Raw genomic sequence first — 17,116 nt, 5'->3', positions numbered from 1 at the left:
AAAGGTATCCTATTCGCTGAGATAGAAGTCGAAATTCCGTTTCACGATGTGGATTCGATGGCCAATAACTGTTGGCATGGCTTGCCTGTTTTAGAGGTTACCCAATGAAAGGCATTTTGCACGCTGAGATCGAAGTCGAAATTCCGTTTCATGATGTGGATTCGATGGGGATCACTTGGCACGGTAACTACCTGCGCTATTTTGAACTGGTGCGCTGTAAGCTACTGGATAAAATCGGTTACGGTTACCGCGCCATGCAAGACTCGGGGTTTAGCTGGCCGATTGTCGACGTGCAGATAAAATACGTGCAGTCGAGTACCTTTGAGCAGACGGTTATCGTCAAGGCCGCGCTGGTCGAATGGGAGAACCGCCTTAAGATCAACTATCAGGTTGTCGATGCTCTAACCGGTAAGCGCATCACTAAGGGCCACACTATTCAAGCTGCCGTCGACATGCAGACTCAAGAGCTGTGCTTTGTCACGCCTGAAGTTTTTCAGCAAAAGATTGCTCATCTGCTGCCTCCAGCAATAAATATTGCCGAGAAAAGCACATGAAATACCTCTTTGTCCTAGCGCTCACTCTTTTGATTAGCTGTAGCAGTTATGCACAGGCTAATGTAACAACGGATTATTCAGAGCTGTTTCAGCATCAAGCAAGCAGTGCTGAACTTACACAACTAAGCACCCAGCTTTCTCCTAGCGAGCAAGCTAAAGGGAAGTTCACTCAATACCGCTATCTCAAGGTACTTAAAAAGCCATTGATGAGTCAGGGCGAGTTTGTTTTTGCTAAAGATCTTGGGGTTATTTGGCAGCAAAATACGCCATTTGCTAGCACGCTGATCTTAAAAGATAAGCAACTGATCCAGATAGATAGCCAAGGCAATATCAGTATCAATAACGCAGACCAAGCTGGTAGTGGCAACTCGCTGAGCGATGTGATGCCAAAACTGTTAAATGCCCTATTAAGCGGTGATATTGAGCAATTAGAGCAGCACTTTACCCTCAGCCTGCTGCTAGGGGAAAAAACGGCAGGAGACACGCCTCAACAATGGCAGCTTGGGCTAAGACCAAGAGATCCACTACTAGAAAAAGCGATGCCGCAGATGGTACTTGCAGGCAATAAGCAGATCCAAACTCTAGTGCTGTTTAGCCGTAACGGCGATCGCAGCCGCATCGAATTCTCGGCAATCAATGACAAACCATTAACTGCAGCTGATAAACAAGGCTTTAGCCCTGCTCAGTTATCAGACGCCACGATTAAGAGCACGCTGCAGACCGAGGGCAAACAGCCATAATGAAGCTGAGCCTGACACAATTTTTAAGCCATAAGACTGCCAAGTTAAGACTCTTACTTTGGCTAACCCTAATCGCTATCACCATAGCGACAGGCCTAATGCTGTGGCAAGGCGGCGCTCGAGTACAGAGTGATATTCTCGCCATGCTACCTAAGGTGAGTGAAAGCCCAATGACCCAACGCGCTATGGCGCAGGTCGAGCAACAGCTAGCTAACCGCATCTACTTAGGTTTTATTAGTGACAACGAGCAAACGGCAATCGCAGCGGCAAAAACCGCAATCGCTAAGCTTAAGCTCCCCATACAAAACGATAGTCATCAGCAAAGTCCGTTTATCGATATTAGCAGTGCAGATATGGCGCAGGCCGAAGCACTAAACCGGTATTACTTTAAACATCGATTTCAGTTACTCACCGAAAAACAGCAATTGCTGCTCCAGCAAGGGCAATGGCAGCAACTGACGCAAGTGGCATTAGAAAAGCTATATAACGCGTTTAGTTATGCCAACAGCGACCTGCTAACCCACGACCCTCTGCTGCTCTACCCTGACAATCTTATCGCTTTAGCTCCATCGCAGCAGCTAAACGTTAAGCAGGGGATACTACTCAAGACCATCGTCTCAGACGAACAAAATCAGCCCGCTAAATATGCTGCCATAGTGATGGCTAAAGGCCGTGATAGCGCCTTTAACCCAAACGCGCAGCAGCAACAACTCATAGCACTGACATCAGCATTCGATGCGGTAAAGCAGCAAGATAGCCAGACTGAAATCATCAAGGCTGGCGCGCTATTTCATGCAATGGCGGCAACCAATAACGCCAAAAAAGAGGTGTCGAGTATCGGCGTTATCTCGCTATTGGGCATTATCGCTTTAGTCTGGTTTGCCTTTCGGTCCTTCATGCCGCTCACTATCGCCTTGGTGACTGTCAGCAGCAGTTTTTTATTTGCAATTGTCACCACAACAGCAGTCTTTGGCGAGCTGCACCTGCTTACATTGGTATTCGGTACTAGCCTTATCGGGATCTCGATTGACTACTGTTTCCATTACTACTGTGAACGCTTAAATCATCCGAGTCATAGTAGCGACCGAATCATTAAACATATTTTTATCGCAATCACACTCGCTCTGCTTACGAGTGTGATCGCCTACAGCGCCATAGGTCTCGCACCTTTCCCTGGGATGCAGCAAGTCGCGATATTTTGCGCATCAGGCCTAGTCGGCGCTTACTTAACTTTGCTATTGGCCTACCCGACGATTGCCGCTCGCCCACTACCTGATGGTCGTCGAGCCCTTGATTACGCCAATCGTTACCAAGACTTTATGCTTAGTCTACTGCCAGCTAAGCCTGCGAAACGCTTACTGCTCGCTATGTCGACCTCTGCGTTCATCATCATAGGTTTTATCCAGCTAACCACTAATGATGACATTCGTCAGCTACAACACACACCCGCCGATATTCAAGCTGAAGAGAATACGCTACGCACCATGCTCAGCGGCGGCACAGACAATCAGTTTTTACTTGTCACAGCAGATACTGAGCAGCAAGTTACACACGAGCTTGCTCAACTGGAGCCGATACTCAAGCAAGCAGAGCAAGATAACTTAATTGGCAATCATTTAAGCCTTAGTAAGTTTTTGCCAAGCCAAACACAACAACAGCAAAATACCCTTCTGCAAGGGCAAATTTACCTTGAGCATTTAGATGAGATCATTGCTAGTTTAGGCTTAGATCCGCTAATTAAACCCGCGTTAGTTGAAGCCTATATGGCGAGTAAGACAGACTTTATCAGCGCCGATGGCTTCTTGAACCATCAAGCAGGTGACAGCTTTAAACCGCTGTGGTTATCACCACCGGAAGGGGAAACGGGCTATGGCGCGATAGTGTTACTTGGCGGCATTACCCAGCTCGACGCCCTTGCCCAGCTATTTGCAGGTAATAGTCACATTCAGCTCATCGATAAGGTCGGTGACATCTCAACGGTTATGGGGCATTACCGTCAGCTCACCTTAGGCTTGTTAGCATTAGCGCTACTTATCGCAGGGATCATTTTTACCTTTAGGTTTGGCGCAAGGCTCGCCGTTGTCGTTGTTGCGGTACCCGCTCTGTCTGCACTATTGACCTTGGCCTGCTTAGGCATACTGCATAATCCACTGACCCTATTTCATGCTCTGGGCCTGATCTTAGTATTTGGTATTGGTGTTGATTACAGCCTATTTTTTGCCGAGTCTAAACAGCAAACTCGCGGTGTGATGATGGCCGTATTAATGTCGGCAATATCCACACTACTGGCCTTTGGCCTGCTCGCTTTTAGTCAAACGCCTGCGATAAACGCGTTTGGCTTAACCCTGTTACTGGGTATTAGTTTTACCTTTTTGCTTTCGCCTTTTATTCAAATTTTCACAAGGAAGATCCCTTAATGTCGACTGATAACGCTGTTCAGGATGAATTAGAACGATACCCAACCGAAGCGGTTGATGTCGCCATTATTGGAGCGGGTCCCTCGGGTAGCATAGCGGCTAGCCTGTTACATGCTCAGGGGAAGAAAGTACTGGTGCTTGAGAAGCAGCACTTTCCACGCTTTTCTATCGGGGAGAGTTTGCTGCCTTGTTGCATGCAGGTGATTGAACAAGCAAATATGCTTGAAGCGGTAAATCAGGCAGGCTTTCAATTTAAAAATGGCGCGGCATTTAGACATCAACATAGATACACTACTTTTGACTTTACCGATAAGTTTACTCCAGGCCCAGGTACCACGTTTCAAGTTGAGCGTGCCACATTCGATAAGTTACTCGCTGATGAAGCCGTTAAACAGGGCGTAGAGATCCGTTACGGTCACACGGTCGAATCGATAGATTTAAGCGCGGAGCCAAGCCTTGATGTGAGCAACGACAAAGGCCAAATGCAAACCATCAAAGCAAAATTTGTGTTAGATGCCAGCGGCTTTGGCCGAGTGCTACCAAGATTGCTTGATTTAGAAAAACCGTCCAGCTTACCAACCCGTAGCGCAGTGTTTAATCACGTCAGAGACAATATTACCGACCCCAATTTTGATCGAAACAAGATCCTGATTAGCGTCCACCCTGAAAACCAGGATATCTGGTACTGGCTCATTCCTTTTAGCGATGGCCGCTGCTCCGTGGGTGTCGTTGGTGAGCCAAAGCTGCTTGCGTCTGTTAGTGGCTTCGCTGATGGCGGCATTGATAACTGTGCTGATGGCGACATTGATAACAGTGTTGATGGCGGTGTTGATGGCAGCATTGATAACAGTGTTGATGGCGACATTGATAACAGTGCTGATGGCGGTATTGATAACAGTGTTGATGGCGACATTGATAACAGTGTTGATGGCGACATTGATAACAGTGCTGATGGCGGCATTGATAACTGTATTGACGGCAACTTGGATGCCATTCTCAAGACCATGATCAGCCAAGAGCCTGCACTGCAAAAGTTGCTAGAAAATGCAGAGCTAATCAATGACTCGGGCTTACTTAAGGGTTACTCGGCTAACGTTAAAACCTTGGCTAGTGATAAATTTGCCCTTCTGGGTAATGCGGGTGAGTTTCTCGACCCGGTATTCTCATCTGGGGTCACTATTGCCATGCAATCGGCTTCAATGGCTGCTGCGACCCTGTGCAAACAACTCGATGGCGAGCACGTCGACTGGCAACAAGAATACGCTAAACCTCTTATGAAAGGGGTCGATACCTTTAGAACCTATGTTGAAGCTTGGTATGACTGTAGTTTCCAAGAAGCGATTTTCTTCGACAGCCCGGATCATAAAATCAAACAGATGATCTGCTCTATTCTTGCTGGCTACGCTTGGGATGAAAACAACCCATTCGTAAGCGAATCAAAACGTCGTTTAAAGATGGTTGTCGAACTATGTCGCGATTAAGCAGAAGGTTAGCCCTGATAGGTTTATGCCTGTTAAGCACGGCCTGTAGTCAAACTTTGCAGCGGCAAACCTGTGTAGAACTGGCTGCCGATGTGAGCTATTGTTTAGCGCCTGTCTCCCAGCAGGTCTTAGGAGAGCAGCACGCTATAAGTGCGACTCAAAAAGTCAGTATTCAGACCCAAGATAGCCAACATGAGTTGCTGAGTCAGTTAGAACTCGAACAGCAACAACTCACTCTGGTTGGGCTAGCACCTCTCGGGCAAGCGCTTTTTACACTGACCTATGATGGCCACACTCTCGTTAGTGAGCAGAGTCAGTTGCTCGGTGATCAATTTAAAGCGGAATACTTACTGGCGATCATGCAACTTATTTACTGGCCTGATGCCAGCATAAATAGTCATTTACAGGGCGCCATAATTCGCCCTTATGCCTGTGATGTCGCTTTGTGTCGCGGGCTATTCTTTGCTAACAATATGGCTGAAAGTGAAGCTAACAGTATGCTTGATGGCGAATCACCTATAATCGCAATCCGCTATAGTGATTTAAGTCACGACAGCGCGGATAAATGGCAAGCACAAGTTGATCTCAGTATTAAAGCTGCTAACTTCAAACTCGCTATCAGCCCGATATAAACCAAATTTAGTGGGAACTTAAGTGAATTCAACAATGCCAATCGCAATAACCCATTTAGGTTTATGCACCCCTCTAGGCCAAACGCCGCAAGATGTGCTCGACAATTTAGTGGCAGGTAATACCGACGGTATGCAGTGGCGAGATGACCTATTGTTTGAACGACCAGTACTGGTTGGCCAAGTCGCTATTGAGTTGCCTAAGATCCCTAATGAATTACGCCGATTTGATAGCCGTAATAATCAACTCACACTATTGATTGCGCGGCAGATAGAACCCGCGGTTAGCCAAGCTACAGCATTATATGGTCGCCAACGGATCGGTGTGGTTATCGGTACCAGCACCTCAGGGATTGCCACGGGTGAGTCTGCGCTAGCAGTACTCGATGCTAAAGGTGAGTTTCCTCAAGATTATGATTACGCTAAGCAAGAGTTAGGCGATACCAGTCAATTTTTACAGGCCTACTTTGATTTGAGCGGCCCCTGCTTTACCGTCTCTACCGCTTGCTCCTCTAGCGCCAAAGTCTTTGCCAGCGCCAAGCGCCTTATCGACGCCAATGTGTGCGACATGGTCATTGTCGGCGGTATCGACACCTTGTGTAAGCTTACACTGAATGGCTTTTATTCACTGGAGTCTATTTCTCGCGGCCACTGCCAACCTTTTAGCGCCAATCGCGATGGTATTAATATTGGTGAAGGCGGCGCGCTCTTTACGCTAGAGAAGGTTAACTTAGAGAAAGCAGTAGAAACTACAGCTATCGTGCTCAGCGGTATTGGCGAGTCTAGCGACGCCCATCATATATCGGCGCCGCATCCTGAGGGGCGCGGGGCCGTCGCTGCGATGCAAGCGGCACTCACTATGGCAAACCTCAAGCCAGAACAGATTGACTACCTCAACTTACATGGTACTGCGACGCCAAAAAATGACGCGATGGAAAGCCGTGCCGTACAGCAGGTCTTTACGCCAACACTGCCAGCTTGCAGCTCGACAAAACCATTAACGGGCCACACCTTAGGAGCGGCAGGTGCGATAGAAGCAGCATTTTGTTATCTGCTGCTCAGTGATTACAATAAGCAGCGATACTTACCACCGCAGGTTTGGGATAAGCAACAAGATCCTAATGATCCGGCACTGCGGCTAGTGAACCAAGGTATGCTGGCCAACATTACCCATGTGATGAGTAATTCATTTGCCTTTGGTGGCAGTAATGCCAGCGTCATTTTGAGCCGCACGCCCCCAAGTAACAAAGAGCCAAAATTGATAGACAGTGACTCAATAGGGATAAACCAAGATGTTTGATTCAAACACGCTCACAGAGCAAGATGTCGCGGACTTTATCCCTCATCGCCAGCCGATGATCTTGATCGACCAGCTACTCAGCCACAGCCATGATAGCTTATTAACCCAAACGAATATTTCGGCAACTAGCCCCTATTTCGATAGCAACTTAAATGGCGTACCCAATTATGTTGGTATTGAGTATATGGCCCAAAGTATTGCCGCGTTAGCGGGAGTTGAAGCCCACTTACGAGATGACATTATTCGCGTCGGTTTTTTACTGGGTAGTCGTAAACTTAAGATGCACATTAGCCAATTTGAACTTGGCCAAAGTTACCAAACTAAGGTGACGCGCTTGTATCAAGAAGAATCTGGTTTAGCGGTATTTGATTGCCAAATTCTACATAATCAAGCGGTTGTCGCTGAAGCCAATGTAAACGTGTTTCAGCCCCAAGATGCTCAGGCTTATATCGCCGAATCCACCGAATAGAGCAACACACAACACCAAATAAAAGCACAGCCGCGGTCTGCCAACACAAATATACGACACAAAATAAGGCGACGGCGCAGGGAGTAACACGATGACAAAACGAGTATTAATTACCGGTTCAAGCCGCGGAATAGGCAAAGCTATCGCCCTAAGATTAGCCGCCTCTGGCTTTGATATTGCGATGCACTTTCATAGCAACCAAGCAGCAGCCGATGCCACTAAATCAGAACTCGAACAACTGGGGAGCAAGGTCACTTGCTTGCAGTTTGATATCGCCGACAGAGCCGTGGTCAAGCAAGCTATCGAACAAGATATCGAGCAACACGGCGCCTATTATGGCGTGGTGCTTAATGCAGGTATTAATGCCGACACCGCTTTTCCTGCAATGACAGAATCAGAGTGGGACAGTGTAGTGCACACTAACCTAGATGGTTTCTATAACGTCATTCACCCAACCGTAATGCCGATGGTACAGAGTCGCCAAGGCGGACGTATCATCACGCTAGCCTCGGTATCTGGCATCGCGGGTAACCGCGGCCAAGTGAACTACAGCGCCTCAAAAGCCGGTATTATTGGTGCAACTAAGGCGCTGTCTCTCGAGCTTGCTAAGCGTAAAATTACCGTCAACTGTATCGCACCAGGACTTATCGAGACCGACATGGTCAGTGATATTCCAAAAGAGATGGTCAACAACCTAGTACCAATGCGCCGCATGGGTAAACCTGCTGAAATTGCAGGGCTAGCAAACTATTTAATGTCTGATGATGCTGCCTACATCACTCGCCAAGTGATTTCGGTCAACGGAGGCATGATATGAGCCAGCCAGCTTTTCCGCGCCGCGTGGTCATCACTGGTATTGGCGGTATTTCGGCCCTAGGCCATGACTGGCAAACAATTGCCGCGAGCCTAAAGGCGCAAAAAAATTGCGTGGTACGTATGGACGAATGGGACAGGTTTGAAGATCTGCATACCCGCTTGGCCGCACCGATCACTGACTTTGAAGTGCCAAGCCACTACAAGCGTAAAATGATCCGCTCTATGGGGCGCGTATCGATAATGGCCACTCGCGCCAGTGAACTTGCACTGATTGATGCAAACTTACTTAATGATCCTGTCGTTAGCTCTGGCGCTATGGGCATCGCTTATGGTTCATCGACCGGTAGCACAGATCCAATCATCGCGTTCGGAGATATGCTAAAAGATGGCGATATGTCGGGCGTTACGGCCACTAGCTATATCCGCATGATGGCGCACACAACAGCGGTAAACGTTGGGGTATTCTTTGGCCTCAAAGGCCGCGTGCATACCACCAGCAGCGCTTGTACCTCTGGTAGCCAAGGTATTGGTTATGCCTATGAAGCAATTAAATATGGCCAACAAGATTTGATGCTAGCAGGCGGCGGTGAAGAACTGTGCCCCACCGAGGCCGTCGTTTTCGACACCCTCTTTGCTACCAGTACAAAAAATGACACCCCAGAACTGACTCCACGCCCATTTGATAAAAACCGCGATGGCTTAGTGATTGGCGAAGGCGCTTGCACCTTAGTGCTTGAAGAGCTTGAACATGCCAAGGCTCGCGGCGCAAAAATCTATGCAGAAATAGTGGGTTTTGGTACTAATGCCGATGGCCTACATGTGACTCAGCCTAATGCGGGCACCATGGAAACCGCGATACGCTTAGCGCTTAAAGATGCCGCTATCGATGCTGATATGATTGGTTATGTGAATGCTCACGGTACGGCAACAGATAGAGGTGATATCGCCGAAACCCAAGCCACTCATGCCGTGTTTGGTGCTAAGCAACCTATCTCATCACTTAAAAGTTATACCGGTCACACCCTTGGTGCCTGCGGCGCGTTAGAAGCTTGGATCAGCATTGAGATGATGAATGAGGGCTGGTTTGCACCGACGCTGAATCTTACTGAAATTGATCCAGACTGCGGCGAGCTGGACTACATCAAAGATGACATTCGTTTGCTTGAAACCGATTACGTGATGAGTAATAACTTCGCCTTTGGTGGTATCAATACTTCGCTTGTCTTTAAAAAATGGAAATAAAACCAGCACTTATTTAAACGCTGGTTAGAGTACATAATAACGCCAAGGAAGCACTGCGACCTTGGCGTTAATTTAAGACTTCAATTAATACTCGTTATTAGTGAATATTACCTATCTCTAAAGCCCTTTGATCATAATCTTGCTCATGACAAGTCTGGCAACTATCAGATGCTCTTAACCACGGCTTACTGTATTGCCCGTCTAAAGAGAAATTACTTGGATCGTCTGATGCTCGTGAAATATCAACTTTAAACATATGTGACTCACTTGGCATATGGCAATCGATACATTTCGCCAGCGTTGCATGCGCTATCCCGCCACCATTACCAGGATTAAACTCCTTGGTATGACAATCTGTACACTCTCTAACAATTGCCTGCTCATGACCAGGCTGATCTTGATAGTGCTCAGACTGATGCGGATTATGGCAAGTGGAGCAAGTAAAGTCCTTTTTAGTCCCCATTGCTTCACCTGTATCTGGGTCGGTACCTATCATGGTTGTTGCTGCATGTCTGCCGCCTCGACCATCAAGACCACCACCATTTTTAGCAATACGTCCTCCTTGCGTATCTCCACCAAATTCTGCATTTTGTGGCGAAATATAATCAGGGTAACGCTTAATTGAATCATCTACAGTATGACATTCGCTACAAGCCACAGCCTTGCCATAGCCCATATCCTCACCCAGAAAATCCGCTGTTGTGCGTGCAGTCGCTCGCTTAACAATGTTTTGTTTAGATGGCTCTTTAATATGATCACCACCAGAACCATGGCAACTTTCACATTGAACGCCGGTCAAGGCAAATGTGCCCCCCATGCCAGGCATGTCATCCTGTCTATTCAAGTTGCGATAATCACCTGTCGCTTCAGTGTAATCTTTCCAACCTGTGGTATGGCATCGACCGCAATAATCATAAGGGTGTGCATCCGGAGCGTCATTAGGTGCATAGGCGTACATCATTTCTGGAGTGACCTGATGGCCTTTCGGCACAACTGCACCTCCGACTTTATCGCCACTGAAGATGTAGCCATTCATATCAACAAACATGGCACTACTTTTATAACCTCCAATAACATAACTGATATCCCCCCAACCCGTTGGCTTACCAAGGGTGTTATCTACCCCCTCTATAAAATCTACAATTCCGGAGATAGATGTAAATGGATAGATGGGTTCCTCACCGTTTACAATCTTAGTAAACTTAAAGTTATGCCCTGTTTCAAAGAAGCTTTTTTTATCTAGATGGCAAGAAATACACTTATTGGAGCCGACATACACCACGCTTTTTTCAGACACTATGATTGTAATAATTGATTGAGCTGACCCACCATTACCATCTTCGATAAAGTACTCGAGTAGCGTTGTTCCAATCTCTGCTGGCTCAAATAGAATTTGGTTATTACTAATTGTCGCTTGGCCAGCTCCCTCTTTGACTGTCACATCGGTAATGACCAAAGCATCGCCATCTTCATCAGTGTCATTTGCAAGGGCATCAATTAATATACTACTGCCTAAAGTGGTCGAACCCTCTGTAGGATTCGCTACTGGCGGCGTATTGTCGATAGGTGGTGGAACAGTGTCATCATTGTCGCTTCCACAAGCAACTAGCAAAGATATCATACTGGCAAGTAACAACTTCCTACATGGAAGGTTTACATCAGAAAAGTTCATCATCATTTATCCTTAAGGATTTTTTATAATTAAATACTCTCTTATTTGACTGATATTCACTGCACCACTTAAGAATCACGCAGTTCATGTTTCCCTATGTCACTGAGTAATTGCGCTAAATGCTTTGCTGAACCCTAGCCATCATTAACCTAACTACAATCAACAAACATTAAGCGAACAATGAATAAGCTTAATGTTGAACAATTGAGTAATCAGAAGTTAACAAAACCAAAATAGATCAAAATATAGGGAGGGGAATATGCATTTATTGGCTTTAAAAGTGGTGATTTTCGAACCTAGTAATCAAAGTGTGAACTGGTTAACAAAGACCCAGTTCATACTTTCTCGAATAAAGAGAGATGCACTGGATTTATAACAATTAACAATTAACAATTACTGCACACCTTAAATTTCGAAGGCGTCATATTGGTGTGGCGCTTAAAGAATCTCATGAAATAGCTGACATCATCAAATCCAAGCTGATAGGCAATCTCTTGTATTTGCGAGTTATCTATCGCTAATCGCCGTTTAATTTCCAGTATAATATGAGCATCAATAATCTGTTTAGCTGTTTTACCACTGGCACATTTGCACAACTGATTTAACGACTTATAGCTAACATTTAATTTATTTGCATATTCTGAAGCATGGCGTGTTTGAGCATGTTCTTGGCTAATTAACATAAGAAATGCATTAAAACGCGTTGCTTGAGTTTTACTCAAATGCTCCATGCTACTTTTACGCACTTCCCCTAGAGCGACCAATAAAGATGAAAATATTAATTGAGAATATAGTGGTTCATAACGCTCATTTAATTGCGCTTTATCTATTTCAGAAAGAAGTGAATTACAAGTGTCGACCAATAATGGCGTTAAACCAAACACTGGCACATACGAGCTTAGAAAATGATCTGCTGCAAAAAATGGCAAACGCACATTAGTCAAAATAGTGTTAATAAGTTCTTCAGTAACGTTGATCATCTTTCCTTGAGCTTTGCTAGCAAGATCAAATGCATGGACTTGGTCTTTACCGATAAAAATAAAACTACCAGGTTTGAAATCATGATATTTAAAATCAATGAAATGTTTACCTTCGCCCTTAGTGATATAAATAAAGCAAAAGTATTTTATACGATGTGGTTTAGCAGGATCAAAGCTACACCGCGCTAACTTGTCATAAAAAACCTCTAGATCTAAAACCTCTAATCCTCCTTTATTATTTGCTGGCGTTCGAAACTCAATTCTCGGAACATCCTCAGTTTGAACTACCATTGAATCACCACCAAACCTTTGTGCACTTAAGATAATAAACAACAAGCCATCCATCTACGTTACATACTTAACTACTGGTTTACTGTTAACCAAATCAAACTCAGCGCCGGACACTCAGGTAATATTGCCTAGACACAAGCATGTTTGCTAATCCGTCTAATTATCACTTAAGAACTACGCATGACCACTAGTCACTTTCAGGAAACCTAGGTCACTATAGAGTCGGCAAATGAAGGCTGATTGACTCCGCCCCTAGGTCTGAACAAGACAGCATATCTTGCCAACGACCATTAGAAAAAACTTATTGAAATTAATCTAATTAAAGGTTTAAATGTCTGCACAAGTTTTGTTCAGCTAACATCAAACATAATCAAAGAAAATAATAAATAGAGGTGGATATGTTAAACACTCAAATATCAAAGTTATCGACCAAGCCTGTAGGCAGCCAATGCTGGCAGTTGATAGAAGATGGCGCGACCGTAATTGATGTGCGCTCGCCGCAAGAGTTTGCAAGCGGGCACCTGCCACAGGCGATCAATGTGCCACTTGATACTTTAGATACTTGGCTGCACAAGGTTGAAAACCGCCAGCAAGTGTTTGTGCTTTATTGTGGCGCAGGCATTCGCGCCCAAAAAGGCTGTGATATATTAACGGCGAATGGATTAGAGAGCGTGATCAACGGCGGGGCATTAAAAGATCTGCTCTGCTGTCAGCCAAAGCGCTAGACCTGCAAATTAAAGGTTACCGGGCCGTCGTTGACTAATGACACTTTCATGTCTGCGGCAAACTGACCGGTCTGGGTATTCACGCCCTTTGATTTACAGAAATCCACAAACGCCTCATAGAGTTCTCGGGCTTGATCTGGCGTGCCTGCACCTGAAAAACTTGGACGTAGTCCACGGCCGGTATCAGCAGCGAGTGTGAATTGCGACACCACTAGCAAACTGCCACCCGCTTGCTCAAGGTTGAGGTTCATCTTGCCATTCTCATCGGAAAACACACGGTAACTCATCACCTTGGTAGCCAGCTTTTGCATCTTCTCAATGTTATCTTCACGCTCAACACCGAGTAACACCAACAGGCCTCTATCTATCTCACCGATAGTTGCGCCATCAACGACAACTTTTGCTTCACTCACACGTTGAATTAAGGCAATCACGTACACACTCTCCGATAAAAAATTAAAAATTAAAAGAAGGACCTAGGTTCTAGGGCGCTTCGCTTCGAGGACGGGCTTCGCCCTGCTAGGAACAGCAAAAACCAAAATTGATGGGCTAAAGCCCAACCTACAAAAGAGACATGCTTTTCCGTCTTAGCTTTAAAAGAAGGACCTAGATCCTAGGACGCTGCGCTTCGAGGACGGGCTACGCCCTACTAGGAACAGCAAAAGCCAAAAGCATCACCTGTGCCATTTATTAGCTTCTGGTCTTCCCCGCTTTGTGTAGGTCGGCATTTATGCCGACAAATTCTAGTTAAAACCCAAATTGATGGGCTAAAGCCCAACCTACAGAAGAGAGCATGCTTTTCCGACTTTTCCGTAAGCGTAGCGTTCCGTAAGTGACGTAGTCACGTTCCCTAGGCCGCAGGCCGTTCGGCTATTATCGTCTTAGCTTTCCCTGCTTTTCCTAGGTCCTAGGACCTTTTTTTAAACACTCTTCATGACCGGAATAGGCTTAATCACATCTTCCGCCCCTTCAGGTAACGATTGGCCGACCTGACGTAAGCCTTCATCAATCCAAAGGATAAAGCGACGTAACTCTTCCATAGTGATGGTATCAACAAAAGTGGCTGCACCTTGCACCTGAATCACCGCACCTTGGTCACGAATAACAAACTTAGCAAAGTTCAGCTTTTGGTTAAGGGTACCGATCATCAACAGCATCTCTTTGCTGCCCACATATTTGGGGTGAATCGCATAAAAGCGGTTCATCATGATGCGGTCGATTCCGTCTGGATTAATGCTAGGTTGTAGAATAAATTGGCTGTTATCAAACTGGACTGCAACTCCGACAGGGCCTGCTCGAGAGGCTAGATAGTTTTTATTTAATAGTGCTTCAAGCAATTTAGTCGTGGCTTCTTCATTTGATAAGCCACCGAGCTCAACACTATCTGGAGCCTTAACCGCAACCTCAACTTCTTCAGTTTTTTCAGTTGAAGCACAGGCTGTTAACCCCATAGTTAAACTCATAGTTAAGCCTGCAAGAATCAGTTTTTTCATAGCGTATTATTTCCTTTTTTATTGTTTGGCCATTTTCCGTATAGCATCCATTACCGCTTTAGCCATCTTAACATCGGCCAAAGCGTGATACCCAGCTTTAATCTCTGCCACTTCAATCAACTGACTAGCCCGCCCCTTAAAGAATGTTTGCAACACGTTAAAAGGACAGACCCAGTCCATTTCACCTTGCAGCACGTAGGTTTGGCACTGAATTAATGGTAATTTAGCGATGAGCTTCTCAAATGCGCCAAAGTAATCATTAGCTACATAATGAAGCTCAATCCTTGCTAAAGATTGACTGAAGGGTGCATTTACCTCGCTGGCCATGTTGCAGGGATAAGCTAAAGCTATCTCCCAACTTAGCCAGCGTTGAGCTGAATCTTGTCTAATCTCAAAACACTCATCCTCTAACCTTGCCCTAAAGTGAGTAAATAGCCCGCTTAACTGTTGTGTTTTTTTTGCGCCTTCAGTAAAAGCACGATATTCAACTTGAAATCGCCGCGCCGCCCCCGTGGCACCATAAAGCCACTCAATACCGGTTGGATTGGGAATAAATAAGCCCCACAGCACTTGTGAGATCACTCGATTGGGGTAGCAGGCTGAATATAGTAGGGCCAAGGTTGCGCCAAAGGAGCCGCCTGCTAATCTCCATTGCTGAATATCAAGCCAACAACGTACCCGCTCAATATCAGCCAGTAAATTGGAGAGGTTATTATGCTTAAGCTCTCCACGAGGGCGCGAACGCCCCGCTCCACGTTGGTCGAGCAAAATGACATGATAGATAGATAAATCAAATAAGCTTAAATCTTCAGTACAACTCCCAGCTCCAGGGCCACCATGCAGATACAGCACAGGAAGCCCATTGGGATTACCATACTGTGCCACATATAGCTGATGCCCATCGCCTACATCTAGCCAAGCTTGGCTAAGGGCTTTAGGTCGCCCACTGAGCATTAGTCCCTTGCTTCCTTATCGGTCGCCTCTTTATCAATAGATTCTTTATTTGCGGCTTCATGCCTAGCGGGCTTGTCTGTACTTGGGGCGCGATCAGTATTGGCACTTGCTTCTGCCAATAGCTGCTCACGGCTGAGCTTACATTCCTGCAGATACTCAGGTAAGCCTGCAGTGATTTCGGCTCCTACAAGCACTATCACCCACGAGACATAAACCCAAACAAACAGGATTGGGATGGTTGCCAAGGCACCATAAATTGCCTCATAACTTGGAAATTGAGTCACATAATATGCAAAGCCTTTCTTGCCTAGTTCGAACAACATGGCTGCCACTATCGCACCGAGTAAAGCGTGTAAGAACTTCACCTTCTTATTTGGCACCACCATGTACAAAAGTAAGAAAGCCGCGACAGAAAACAGCATCGGCAATCGCTCAATTAGCAATTGCAGTACACCCGATAATTCTGAGCTATTAAATATTTTAAACGATATGATATAAGAGGTTGCCACAAGACTCGCACCTACCAGTACTGGGCCGAGCGTTAATACCATCCAATACATAGACAATGACACTGCAACTTGGCGCTTTTCTTTGGTGCGCCAAATACTATTGAGCGCCTTATCAATTGCCGAGATCAACATTAGCGCCACCACCACCAAGGCCGCCACACCCACGCTGGTCCCCTTAGAAGCATTAGCAACAAATTCATTAATATAAATTTGTACTGTATCTCCAGCTGCAGGCAAGAAGTTATTGTAGACAAACGCCTCTAGATTTTCGCGAATACCAGAAAAGACTGGAAAGGCTGATAGCATTGAAAACATAACCGCCACAATCGGCACCAATGACAGCAAGGTGACATAGGCTAAATGTCCAGCCTTAATATTGACTTGGTCCTCTTTAAAACGGATGAGCAAATGTAAAAAAAATGCCCAAATACTCAGTAAAAAAGAACTAATCTGACTTATAACAATCTTATTTTTCACGTATGACTCTTGATTCTGTTAAAGTTGGTCTTAATCTATAAGACAATAAATGATTTGCTAATCACTGTCTTGGTACAATAAAGCTTATAACCTTCTCTTTACAAGCATAAGGATTGAATTGATGTCTCAACAAGGATCTGCTGGCAATGTTATTGCCGCAATTGCGAGCTTTTTCTTCCCTGGTCTTGGACAGTTAGTTCAAGGACGTATTTTGGCCGCACTGATTTTTTGTGTTGTTGCCGTTGTCGGTTACGCCATGTGGTGGCTAATTTTCCCAGCCATTATCGGTGGCATAGCTCACCTATGGAGCATTATCGACGCAGCAAAGTATCGCTCAGAATAACTTACCTAACGTTGGAAATGCACA

Annotated in this window: 17 protein-coding genes; 11 read left to right on the top strand and 6 right to left on the bottom strand. The window is 45.6% G+C overall.

The features are described from left to right. Nucleotides 1–104: 104 nt before the first annotated feature. The 9 genes from ACVBIL_RS02125 (at nt 105) to ACVBIL_RS02085 (ending at nt 9,648) form a co-directional block, all read left to right on the top strand. Nucleotides 105–554 (top strand): acyl-CoA thioesterase, encoded by a 450-nt coding sequence (locus ACVBIL_RS02125; protein ID WP_447165341.1) that lies wholly within the window; start codon nt 105–107, stop codon nt 552–554. Beyond that, nucleotides 551–1,294 carry an outer membrane lipoprotein carrier protein LolA gene (locus ACVBIL_RS02120; RefSeq protein WP_447165340.1) on the top strand — a complete coding sequence of 248 codons (744 nt, stop codon included), beginning with the start codon at nt 551–553 and terminating at the stop codon, nt 1,292–1,294. The genes ACVBIL_RS02125 and ACVBIL_RS02120 overlap by 4 nt, the downstream gene beginning before the upstream one ends. Continuing rightward, the gene (locus ACVBIL_RS02115) at nt 1,294–3,711 is read left to right on the top strand and encodes an MMPL family transporter (protein ID WP_447165339.1); all 2,418 of its coding nucleotides are present in this window, start codon (nt 1,294–1,296) and stop codon (nt 3,709–3,711) included. Before ACVBIL_RS02120 ends, ACVBIL_RS02115 begins: the two co-directional genes overlap by 1 nt. Further along, on the top strand, nt 3,711–5,192 hold the full coding sequence (locus tag ACVBIL_RS02110; RefSeq protein ID WP_447165338.1) for a tryptophan 7-halogenase: 1,482 nt from the start codon (nt 3,711–3,713) through the stop codon (nt 5,190–5,192). Before ACVBIL_RS02115 ends, ACVBIL_RS02110 begins: the two co-directional genes overlap by 1 nt. Next, nucleotides 5,180–5,824: a DUF3261 domain-containing protein gene (locus tag ACVBIL_RS02105; protein WP_447165337.1), complete on the top strand. Its 645-nt coding sequence runs from the start codon at nt 5,180–5,182 to the stop codon at nt 5,822–5,824. Before ACVBIL_RS02110 ends, ACVBIL_RS02105 begins: the two co-directional genes overlap by 13 nt. A gap of 34 nt (nt 5,825–5,858) precedes the next feature. Further along, nucleotides 5,859–7,121, top strand: a complete 1,263-nt coding sequence (locus ACVBIL_RS02100) for a beta-ketoacyl-[acyl-carrier-protein] synthase family protein (protein WP_447165435.1) — start codon at nt 5,859–5,861, stop codon at nt 7,119–7,121. Further along, nucleotides 7,114–7,590, top strand: a complete 477-nt coding sequence (locus tag ACVBIL_RS02095; RefSeq protein ID WP_447165336.1) for an ApeP family dehydratase — start codon at nt 7,114–7,116, stop codon at nt 7,588–7,590. The genes ACVBIL_RS02100 and ACVBIL_RS02095 overlap by 8 nt, the downstream gene beginning before the upstream one ends. Nucleotides 7,591–7,681: 91 nt before the next feature. Then, a complete protein-coding gene (locus tag ACVBIL_RS02090; protein ID WP_447165335.1) occupies nt 7,682–8,407 on the top strand; it encodes a 3-ketoacyl-ACP reductase FabG2 in 726 nt (241 codons plus the stop codon). Then, the gene (locus tag ACVBIL_RS02085) at nt 8,404–9,648 is read left to right on the top strand and encodes a beta-ketoacyl-ACP synthase (protein WP_447165334.1); all 1,245 of its coding nucleotides are present in this window, start codon (nt 8,404–8,406) and stop codon (nt 9,646–9,648) included. The genes ACVBIL_RS02090 and ACVBIL_RS02085 overlap by 4 nt, the downstream gene beginning before the upstream one ends. Nucleotides 9,649–9,745: 97 nt before the next feature. Here the strand turns inward: ACVBIL_RS02085 and ACVBIL_RS02080 are convergent, their stop codons facing one another. Both ACVBIL_RS02080 and ACVBIL_RS02075 read right to left on the bottom strand, forming a co-directional pair. Continuing rightward, a complete protein-coding gene (locus tag ACVBIL_RS02080; protein ID WP_447165333.1) occupies nt 9,746–11,323 on the bottom strand; it encodes an Ig-like domain-containing protein in 1,578 nt (525 codons plus the stop codon). A 383-nt stretch (nt 11,324–11,706) separates the two neighbouring features. Further along, nucleotides 11,707–12,633: a helix-turn-helix domain-containing protein gene (locus ACVBIL_RS02075; protein ID WP_447165332.1), complete on the bottom strand. Its 927-nt coding sequence runs from the start codon at nt 12,631–12,633 to the stop codon at nt 11,707–11,709. A 356-nt stretch (nt 12,634–12,989) separates the two neighbouring features. Between ACVBIL_RS02075 and ACVBIL_RS02070 the strand changes: the two genes are divergently transcribed. Then, a complete protein-coding gene (locus ACVBIL_RS02070) occupies nt 12,990–13,316 on the top strand; it encodes a rhodanese-like domain-containing protein (RefSeq protein ID WP_447165331.1) in 327 nt (108 codons plus the stop codon). Here ACVBIL_RS02070 and dtd read toward each other — a convergent pair. From dtd to ACVBIL_RS02050, 4 genes are all read right to left on the bottom strand, one after another. Continuing rightward, a complete protein-coding gene (dtd, locus tag ACVBIL_RS02065; RefSeq protein WP_447165330.1) occupies nt 13,313–13,750 on the bottom strand; it encodes a D-aminoacyl-tRNA deacylase in 438 nt (145 codons plus the stop codon). The two genes, ACVBIL_RS02070 and dtd, sit on opposite strands and share 4 nt — an antisense overlap. A gap of 486 nt (nt 13,751–14,236) precedes the next feature. Then, entirely contained in the window at nt 14,237–14,809 is a 573-nt protein-coding gene (locus tag ACVBIL_RS02060; protein WP_447165329.1) for a hypothetical protein, read from the bottom strand. 18 nt (nt 14,810–14,827) lie between these two features. Then, nucleotides 14,828–15,763 carry an alpha/beta fold hydrolase gene (locus ACVBIL_RS02055; protein ID WP_447165328.1) on the bottom strand — a complete coding sequence of 312 codons (936 nt, stop codon included), beginning with the start codon at nt 15,761–15,763 and terminating at the stop codon, nt 14,828–14,830. Next, nucleotides 15,763–16,749, bottom strand: coding sequence for a virulence factor BrkB family protein (locus tag ACVBIL_RS02050; protein WP_447165327.1), 987 nt, complete (start codon nt 16,747–16,749; stop codon nt 15,763–15,765). The genes ACVBIL_RS02055 and ACVBIL_RS02050 overlap by 1 nt, the downstream gene beginning before the upstream one ends. Nucleotides 16,750–16,870: 121 nt before the next feature. On the opposite strand from ACVBIL_RS02050, the gene ACVBIL_RS02045 reads away from it, so the two are divergent. Next, on the top strand, nt 16,871–17,092 hold the full coding sequence (locus ACVBIL_RS02045) for a hypothetical protein (RefSeq protein ID WP_447165326.1): 222 nt from the start codon (nt 16,871–16,873) through the stop codon (nt 17,090–17,092). The last annotated feature ends 24 nt before the right edge of the window (nt 17,093–17,116 follow it).

The sequence above is a fragment of the Shewanella sp. 125m-7 genome, assembly GCF_052977045.1.
This window is presented reverse-complemented; position numbering and strand designations above follow the sequence as displayed.

Bases quoted from the DNA above. Each gene is read 5' to 3' on its own strand.
- ACVBIL_RS02045 (WP_447165326.1), top strand. From the start codon at position 16,871: ATGTCTCAACAAGGATCTGCTGGCAATGTTATTGCCGCAATTGCGAGC.
- ACVBIL_RS02055 (WP_447165328.1), bottom strand. From the start codon at position 15,763: ATGCTCAGTGGGCGACCTAAAGCCCTTAGCCAAGCTTGGCTAGATGTA.
- ACVBIL_RS02060 (WP_447165329.1), bottom strand. From the start codon at position 14,809: ATGAAAAAACTGATTCTTGCAGGCTTAACTATGAGTTTAACTATGGGG.
- ACVBIL_RS02115 (WP_447165339.1), top strand. From the start codon at position 1,294: ATGAAGCTGAGCCTGACACAATTTTTAAGCCATAAGACTGCCAAGTTA.
- ACVBIL_RS02070 (WP_447165331.1), top strand. From the start codon at position 12,990: ATGTTAAACACTCAAATATCAAAGTTATCGACCAAGCCTGTAGGCAGC.
- ACVBIL_RS02085 (WP_447165334.1), top strand. From the start codon at position 8,404: ATGAGCCAGCCAGCTTTTCCGCGCCGCGTGGTCATCACTGGTATTGGC.
- ACVBIL_RS02110 (WP_447165338.1), top strand. From the start codon at position 3,711: ATGTCGACTGATAACGCTGTTCAGGATGAATTAGAACGATACCCAACC.
- ACVBIL_RS02105 (WP_447165337.1), top strand. From the start codon at position 5,180: ATGTCGCGATTAAGCAGAAGGTTAGCCCTGATAGGTTTATGCCTGTTA.
- ACVBIL_RS02120 (WP_447165340.1), top strand. From the start codon at position 551: ATGAAATACCTCTTTGTCCTAGCGCTCACTCTTTTGATTAGCTGTAGC.
- ACVBIL_RS02080 (WP_447165333.1), bottom strand. From the start codon at position 11,323: ATGATGAACTTTTCTGATGTAAACCTTCCATGTAGGAAGTTGTTACTT.
- ACVBIL_RS02125 (WP_447165341.1), top strand. From the start codon at position 105: ATGAAAGGCATTTTGCACGCTGAGATCGAAGTCGAAATTCCGTTTCAT.
- ACVBIL_RS02090 (WP_447165335.1), top strand. From the start codon at position 7,682: ATGACAAAACGAGTATTAATTACCGGTTCAAGCCGCGGAATAGGCAAA.
- ACVBIL_RS02095 (WP_447165336.1), top strand. From the start codon at position 7,114: ATGTTTGATTCAAACACGCTCACAGAGCAAGATGTCGCGGACTTTATC.
- ACVBIL_RS02100 (WP_447165435.1), top strand. From the start codon at position 5,859: ATGCCAATCGCAATAACCCATTTAGGTTTATGCACCCCTCTAGGCCAA.